At 34.5% G+C, this 5,002-nt stretch carries 6 protein-coding genes; 3 read left to right on the top strand and 3 right to left on the bottom strand.

Annotation, left to right across the window (positions count from 1 at the left end; translation table 11 throughout):
* The 3 genes from ABIQ27_RS01440 to ABIQ27_RS01430 all read left to right on the top strand — a co-directional run.
* On the top strand, positions 1 to 266 hold a 266-nt coding region (locus ABIQ27_RS01440), incomplete at its 5' end, for a DUF4349 domain-containing protein (protein ID WP_348031369.1).
* Complete coding sequence (locus ABIQ27_RS01435) at positions 250 to 1,887, top strand: S41 family peptidase (RefSeq protein WP_348031368.1); 1,638 nt, start codon at positions 250 to 252, stop codon at positions 1,885 to 1,887. The genes ABIQ27_RS01440 and ABIQ27_RS01435, both read left to right, overlap by 17 nt.
* Before the next feature lies 1 nt (position 1,888).
* Entirely contained in the window at positions 1,889 to 2,701 is an 813-nt protein-coding gene (locus ABIQ27_RS01430; RefSeq protein ID WP_348031366.1) for an OmpA family protein, read from the top strand.
* On the opposite strand, the gene ABIQ27_RS01425 is transcribed toward ABIQ27_RS01430, so the two are convergent.
* The 3 genes from ABIQ27_RS01425 to ABIQ27_RS01415 form a co-directional block, all read right to left on the bottom strand.
* Positions 2,698 to 3,144: a GNAT family N-acetyltransferase gene (locus tag ABIQ27_RS01425; protein WP_348031364.1), complete on the bottom strand. Its 447-nt coding sequence runs from the start codon at positions 3,142 to 3,144 to the stop codon at positions 2,698 to 2,700. The genes ABIQ27_RS01430 and ABIQ27_RS01425 overlap by 4 nt on opposite strands.
* 4 nt (positions 3,145 to 3,148) lie before the next feature.
* A complete protein-coding gene (locus tag ABIQ27_RS01420; protein WP_348031362.1) occupies positions 3,149 to 4,120 on the bottom strand; it encodes a DUF4837 family protein in 972 nt (323 codons plus the stop codon).
* 37 nt (positions 4,121 to 4,157) lie between these two features.
* Positions 4,158 to 5,002: LysM peptidoglycan-binding domain-containing protein (locus tag ABIQ27_RS01415; RefSeq protein ID WP_348031360.1), on the bottom strand; the 845-nt coding region annotated here is incomplete at its 5' end.

The raw sequence follows: 5,002 nt of genomic DNA, 5'->3' as shown, positions 1-5,002 counted from the left end.
AAGGCCGATTGAGATACCTTCAAAACAAAGTAGCTTTGAGCACTTTGGATATAGAATTTTATAAACCGGTTGCAGAAGCGCGCAAAGCAACGGTTTCCTACGGCGGAAGAATTGGCAACGCTTTTGTATCGGGCTTTAACGGAATATCAAATTTCTTTATAAGCTTGTTAGGAATTTGGCCAGTTATTGTTACTTTAGTTGTCTTATTTATACTAATCAGAAAACGATTTAAAAGAAAAAATAAAAAAGATGTTACCGAAAATTAAAAAAAGATATTTTATTCCTGCAATTCTGGGTGTTTTCCTTTTTGTTGGAGTTAGTTTTAAAGACGATTTCTTCGAAATTTCAAAACAAATTGAAATCTTCACCACGCTTTTTAAGACCGTAAATCAAAACTATGTAGACGAAACAAATCCTGCTGAACTGATGGACAAAGCCATCAAAAACATGCTGGCTGATTTGGATCCGTATACCAATTATTTCAACGAACAGGATGTTATCAAATTCAAGATTAATAACACTGGCGAATACACTGGAATCGGAGCCATGATTACCCGAAAAGAAGATAAACTAATCATCAAAGAACCATACAAAGGATTTCCGGCAGACAAAGCTGGCTTAAAAGCCGGTGATGAAATTACACAAATTGGCGATGTCCTTTTAGCCGATTTTAAAGATGATGCTTCACAATTGATGAAAGGAGCAAAAGGCACTAAAATCAACATCAAATATTTACGTCAGGGAAAACAAATGACAACAGATTTAATCCTTGATGAAGTTGCCATAAAAGCAGTTCCTTTTTACGGAATGGTTGATGCTAAAACAGGCTACATTGTCTTGTCACAATTCAGCCAAAAAGCTTCTTTTGAAACCAAAGAAGCATTGGAAAAATTAAAAACCGATGGAGCAACACAAATCGTTTTGGACCTACGTGGAAATCCGGGAGGATTATTGAATGAAGCAGTTAATGTCTGCAATCTTTTTGTGCCAAAAAATGAAATCATTGTAACTACAAAATCTAAGAATTCTAAATACAACAATACTTATAAAACAAGTAAAGAACCAATTGATACTGAAATTCCGTTAATAATTATTGTTGACGGAAAAAGTGCTTCGTCTTCGGAAATTGTTTCCGGTGCATTGCAGGATTTAGACAGAGCGGTGATTGTTGGAAGCAGAAGTTACGGAAAAGGATTAGTGCAGCGGCCATTTGACATGACTTATGGCACGCAGGTTAAAGTAACAATCTCTAAATATTATACGCCATCCGGAAGATGTATTCAGGCATTGAATTATTCGCATAAAGACAAAAATGGCAAAGCTATAAGAACAGAAGAAAAAAATTATAACGCTTTCAAAACTAATAAAGGAAGAACGGTTTATGATGGTGGCGGGATTTTACCTGACGTAGTTTTGGAAAATACTAAAACAAGTTCGATTGCTGAAGCATTGCAAAAAAACGATGGGATTTTTAATTATGTCACTTATTACTATTACAAAAATCCAGCGCTTGGCGATAAAATTCCGGTTATAACTGATGCCGATATTTCGGATTTTAAAGCTTTCCTGAAAAGAGAAAAAATATCATTTGATACTGAAACTGAAGTGGCTTTGAGAAATACGTTAGAAAAAGCGAAAAAAGAAAATGTCGATACTGCAATCGCTGCCGAATACCAGCAATTGCTAACGGCTTTGGAAAAAAGTGAAGAGACGCTGATTGACAAAAATCAAAAAGAAATCAAGAATTTAATTTTGGATGAAATTATAAAACGATACCAATATAAAGAAGGATTGTATCAATATTATATCAAAAGCAATTTTGAAATTAAGAAGTCAATTGAAGTTTTAAACGACAAATCACAGTATAACTCGATTTTGAAAATTTAATATGAAGTTCATTAAGTTTTTTCCCCTACTGTTTTGCTGTTTTCTTCAGGCACAGGAAGAAGTTGTTCATTCGGTTTATTTCGAATTTGACAAATTTACCCTGAACGAAAAAGAAGTAAATGAAGCCATTGATTTTATCAAAAAAACTGATTCTACGCGTATTGAGGATATTCAAATTTTTGGATACACCGACGATGTTGGAAAAGACGCTTATAATTTCAAGCTTTCTACAAAACGCGCTAATGCCATTCAGGACAGATTCATTGAAAACGGTATCAAAAGTAAAATCATTGTGACCATTGAAGGCAAAGGACGCATTTTGATTGAAGATGATATCGTAGAAAACCTTCCGGAAAAGCGTTCTAAAAATCGTCGTGTCGATGTCGTCGTTCACCTGAAGCCTTTACCAAAAATTGAAATTCCGGGTTTTTACAACACCGTTCAAAAGCATCACATTCCTGGCGATCACATTTATCTGGATAATATTCTGTTTGAAAGAGGAAGCAGCAAATTGCCTTTTAAATCTAAAACAGAATTGGATAAAATTGCAAAGTTGTTAATGAAGTATAAAACCCTTCAATTTGAAATTCAGGGACATGTTTGCTGCACGCCGCCGTATCAAAAAGAAGCGATTGATTTAAACACGAGAAAACGCCAACTCTCAATAAACAGAGCTGAATCGGTTTATAAATACTTATTATTTAAAAAAATATCCAAAGACCGGATGACTTTCAAAGGTTATGGAAATACAGTTCCGCTTGGCAAAGGTGCGGATTATGACCGAAGAGTAGAATTGGTCATTACAAAAATCTAACTTTTTTTCATTTCGATATGTGGAATATCATCTTCTAGATACATTTCGCTGGTTTGAATAAAGCCATGGCTTTCATAGAAATTCTTCAAATATAATTGTGCCGAAATGGTAATTTTAGTTTCGCCAATCTGATGCTTCACATAATAAATGGCTTCTCGCATTAAGATGTGCCCTAGTTTTTTATCGCGATACGTTGGCTTAACTACGACTCTTCCAATCGAAGCTTCTTCGAAATAATCTTTTGGTTTAAACAATCTGGCATAAGCAACAGTAATTCCCTCATCCTCTCCAATCAGATGCAATGCTTTTTGATCTTTATGGTCAATATCCTGATAGACGCAATTTTGCTCCACTACAAAGACCTCACTTCTTAATTGTAGCAGATTATATAGTTCGGTAGCAGTTAGTGCCTCAAATCGCTTTATTTTCCATTCTAAGTTCATGATGCTACTTTTTAATTTTAATTGATTTAATCATCGATTCCAATTCAAACATCAAATCGCGCTTTTCTTTTGATGGCGCGTAACAAAATCCTTCCAATACTAAAATCCGACGGTGAACTTTATCAAAAATAACATAGTTTATAAATGGCCCGGACATGAAGTCGTTTTTCATTTGCCAGGTTCCTCTGGTTTCGTAGCATCTGTTTCCGGCTAAGATTGTTTTGGAGAAATAAGGTGAATAAGCTTCATCCGAAACCATTTCGGTTCCATAATCAGAACCGTGAATATAAGCTCTTCCGATGGAATCCCTGGTTATCACAATATCCGTTACGGCATGATTAGGACGAATGCTTTTCCACGGAATTTGATAAATGATAAGGCTGGCATTTCCACTAATAATTTCGCTTTTAAGCCAAATGAAATTTTTCCTTCGCATTACATATTCGTATTTTGACGGAATCAATAAATCAATATTGAATTTTTTTTGGATTTTTTTTGTGTCGAGTAATGAGTCTTTGATTGTTTTTTGATTGTGTGCGATTTCGATAGCACGCATTTTTTTAATAATATCGGGTGCGTTTTTTTCAAGGATTTCGATTATTTCAAAAGATGTTTTCCCCGAAATATGAAAAGCGTTTTGTGGCGTGGCAAATTCATTTTGCTTGAATTCAAACTTATTCTCATTGCCTTTTTTGATGATAAGCAGATTTCGGCTATCGGTCGAAAATCCTTCAAAAAGTTTTACCGGATATTGATTGATGCTGAATAATGGCTCTTCCTGTGGCAAACCTAAAACCGGTGAAGCGAATTTATTCCTGATGCTGTCGCCTACTTCTCCGTTCCAGAGTTGGTCATCAATGATTACAGCAATTGTATTTATGGCCGCAGAAGAATTCTCGGGTAGCTCGTCTTTTTTAAACGAACAGGAACTCGCTAAAACCGAGACTAAAAGCCATAAAAAAAGGGTCTTATTCATAAATGAAATAAAACCCAAATTTATGAAGATTTTCGGATTAACCGTTAATTTTTAATTTCATACCGGCTTTTAAACTTTCATTTTTAATTCCGTTCCATTTTTTTAAATCTAAAACAGAAACTCCAGGATATTTTTTAGCAATACTGAATAAAGAATCGCCTTTTTTAACATAGTATAATTTTACTTGATTTCTGTCGTTTGTAGCGATGCTTTCATTTTTAGCAGAACCGCTTTTACTATCAGAAGAAATCATATATTTTTTACCAACAATGATTTTCGCACCAAGCTGAATATTGTTGTCTTGTAAATTGTTCCAGTCTTTGATATCAGAAACGGCTACATCAAATTTTCTAGCGATAGTGCCTAAATTTTCGCCTTTTGCCACAACGTGCTCCGTGATTTTAACTTCAGCTTTATTGGTTACTTCTTTTGGCGAATCATCAGTATCTGCTAAAGATAATTTTATTCCTTGATCCACATTTAAATCATCAAGATTGTTCCATTTTTTCAGGTCTTCTAAACTAACATTGAATTTTTTAGCGATGCTGAATAAGTTATCACCTCTTTCAACTACGTAAAAATCACTTGGTTTATCACCATCGTTTGAAGCAACTTCGGTTTCAACATTCTTATCTGCTTTAACTTCTTTTCTAACCGTAGTTACAACTCTTTCGTTTCTGATAATTTTCAAACTTTTTCCAGGAACGATATTGCTTCCTTTCAAGTGATTCCATTTTTTAACTTCGGCAACAGAAACTCCGTATTTATCTGAGATCTCGCCAAGGTTATCTCCTTTTCTAACTTTGTGATATTTCACAACATCTTTATAAGAAACCACTTTTTCTTCTTTGAATACTTTAGAAGAATTTGAAGCGATAGCTG

Origin of the sequence: Flavobacterium sp., from assembly GCF_039916025.1 — a bacterium.
Taxonomy (GTDB): domain Bacteria; phylum Bacteroidota; class Bacteroidia; order Flavobacteriales; family Flavobacteriaceae; genus Flavobacterium.
The sequence above is the reverse complement of the archived record's forward strand: the minus strand, read 5'-3'. Positions and strand labels throughout refer to the sequence as shown.

Bases quoted from the DNA above. Each gene is read 5' to 3' on its own strand.
- ABIQ27_RS01420 (WP_348031362.1), bottom strand. From the start codon at position 4,120: ATGAATAAGACCCTTTTTTTATGGCTTTTAGTCTCGGTTTTAGCGAGT.
- ABIQ27_RS01430 (WP_348031366.1), top strand. From the start codon at position 1,889: ATGAAGTTCATTAAGTTTTTTCCCCTACTGTTTTGCTGTTTTCTTCAG.
- ABIQ27_RS01425 (WP_348031364.1), bottom strand. From the start codon at position 3,144: ATGAACTTAGAATGGAAAATAAAGCGATTTGAGGCACTAACTGCTACC.
- ABIQ27_RS01435 (WP_348031368.1), top strand. From the start codon at position 250: ATGTTACCGAAAATTAAAAAAAGATATTTTATTCCTGCAATTCTGGGT.